Source organism: Nocardioides sp. CPCC 206348 (assembly GCF_048654705.1).
Classification (GTDB): Bacteria; Actinomycetota; Actinomycetes; order Propionibacteriales; family Nocardioidaceae; genus Nocardioides.
On record NZ_JBMCZA010000213.1, the window covers coordinates 7281 to 9488 of the forward strand.

Sequence of the window (2208 nt, forward strand, 5' to 3'; positions counted from 1 at the left end):
GCTGACGGAGACCGTCGCGGACCAGACTCCTGCGGCGTCGAAGGGGGAGCCGTGCGGGACGGCCCGGGGGACGAGTGCCTCGTCCTCGCCGAGGAGCGCCATCCACATGTCCTCGGTCACCGAGCGCACGTCCTCGATGTCGGGCGCATCGACGTCGGCCGACGACGGGTCGAAGAAGGTCAGGACGTTCATGCCAGTGCTCCGTCGGTCGCGGTGACGCCCTCGCGGAGCAGGCCGAGGAGCTCCAGCTTCTCGACGATCGCGTCGGGCGTGAAGGGCTTGATGACGTACTCGTGCGCACCGGCGGCCAGCGCGCGCACGATCTGGCGCTGCTCGCTCTCGGTCGTCACCATCATCAGGGTGATGTCGCGCCACGCCGGGTTGGCGCGCACCTCGGTGATGAACGCGTAGCCGTCCATCACGGGCATGTTCCAGTCGACCAGGCACAGGTCGGGCACGGGGCCGGACCGCAGCTGGTCGAGGGCGTCCTGGCCGTGTTCGGCCTCGGAGGTCTCGAAGTCGAGGCCGGACACGATGCGGCGCAGGATGCTCCGCATCGCCCGGGAATCGTCGATGATCATGGCGCGCACGATCAGGCTCCTGTCATGGTCAGGTCGGGGGTCGGGGCAGCAGTGGGGACGGGTGCGCCGGCGCGTCGATGCGCCTGCACCCGGCCGATCGGCTCGCGTCGCCACGCGGCGGCGAGGTCCTCGGGGAGGTCGAGCGTGGTCTCCGAGGACCCGAGCAGCAGGTAGCCGTCGAGCGACAGCATCGGCAGCATCCGGCGCAGGATGTCCTGCTTGGTGGGGGCGTCGAAGTAGATCAGCACGTTGCGGAGCCAGATCATGTCGAAGGTCCCGAGGCCGACGTACGGCGCCGCGAGGTTGAGGTGGCGCACGGTGACCCGTTCCCGCAACCGGGGCGCGATCTCCCACTCGCGACCGACGCGGGAGAAGTAGCGCACCAGGCTGGTGGCCGGCAGGCCGCGGTTGACCTCGACCTGGCTGTAGCGCCCGGCCTTCACCCGCTCGAGCATCGTGGTCGCGATGTCGGTCGCGACGATCTCGTACTCCCACCCGGCGGGCAGGTGCTGGTCGAGCAGCATCGCGATGGAGTAGGCCTCCTGGCCGCTCGAGCATGCAGCGCTCCAGATCCGCAACCGCCGGGTCGTCGAACGACGTTCCAGCAGGTCGGGCAGCATCGCGTCGGTGAAGGCCTGGTAGGGCGTGTGGTCACGGAACCAGCTGGTCTCGTTGATGGTGAGCGCGTCGATCACCTTGCGCCGCTCGTCGGTGTCGAAGGCCAGCTTGGCGACGTACGCCTCCAGGTCGAGGCCCTTGGCGGCTGCGAGCGGAGCGAGGCGTGCTTCGACGAGGTACTCCTTGCCCTCGTCGTACACCATCGACGTCTCGCGCCGGACGAGCGCGGAGACAGACGCGAAGGCGGAGGGCGTGGTCATGACCCGTCCATCGGCGGTGATCGCCGCTTCCTGAGGCCTCATGCCCACCGGTGTGGGGCCGATGAGTGGTCCGTGACTCAGATCAGGGTGCTCGTGGTGGACGACTCGGCATTGGTACGACGACTGGTCACCACCGCGCTCGGCCAGGCGCCGGACATCGAGGTCGCCGGCGTGGCCCGGGACGGCGTGGAAGCCGTGCGGATGGTCGACGAGCTCAAGCCCGACGTGGTCACCCTCGACATCGAGATGCCGAACCTGGACGGCCTCGGCGCGCTGACGCAGATCCGTGAGAAGCACGCCCGGTTGCCGGTGATCATGTTCTCCACGCTGACCGAACGCGGGGCGACCGCGACGCTGGATGCGTTGTCGCGCGGAGCCTCGGACTATGTCACCAAGCCCTCCAACACCGGACAGATCGCCGACGGCATCGCTGCGATCCGCGACCAGCTGGTGCCACGGATCCGCGCCCTGGCCGGGATGCGGAAGCTCACGCCCGGCACCTCGCGCCCCATCGTTCGCCGGGAACACCAGCCGCACGCCACCCAGCCGGTCAGCGCGCTGCTCATCGGCTGCTCGACCGGTGGGCCCGACGCGCTCGCCCGCCTGCTGCCACGCCTCCCCGCCGATCTCGGTGTGCCCGTGCTGGTGGTGCAGCACATGCCACCCGTGTTCACGACGATGCTCGCCCAGCGCCTCGACAAGCTGTCTGCGCTCACCGTGCGCGAAGCCGCCGACGGTGACGAGGTGCG

At 69.6% G+C, this 2208-nt stretch carries 4 protein-coding genes; 1 reads left to right on the top strand and 3 read right to left on the bottom strand.

What is annotated here, in order from left to right; translation table 11 throughout:
• The 3 genes from ACOADB_RS22590 to ACOADB_RS22600 form a co-directional block, all read right to left on the bottom strand.
• Positions 1-192: hypothetical protein (locus ACOADB_RS22590; protein ID WP_378603935.1), on the bottom strand; the 192-nt coding region annotated here is incomplete at its 3' end.
• Complete coding sequence (locus tag ACOADB_RS22595) at positions 189-581, bottom strand: response regulator (RefSeq protein WP_378604004.1); 393 nt, start codon at positions 579-581, stop codon at positions 189-191. The genes ACOADB_RS22595 and ACOADB_RS22590, both read right to left, overlap by 4 nt.
• A gap of 11 nt (positions 582-592) precedes the next feature.
• Positions 593-1459, bottom strand: a complete 867-nt coding sequence (locus tag ACOADB_RS22600; protein ID WP_378603938.1) for a CheR family methyltransferase — start codon at positions 1457-1459, stop codon at positions 593-595.
• A 72-nt stretch (positions 1460-1531) separates the two neighbouring features.
• Between ACOADB_RS22600 and ACOADB_RS22605 the strand changes: the two genes are divergently transcribed.
• Positions 1532-2208, top strand: a 677-nt coding sequence (locus ACOADB_RS22605) for a response regulator (RefSeq protein ID WP_378603941.1), incomplete at its 3' end; no start/stop codon positions are given.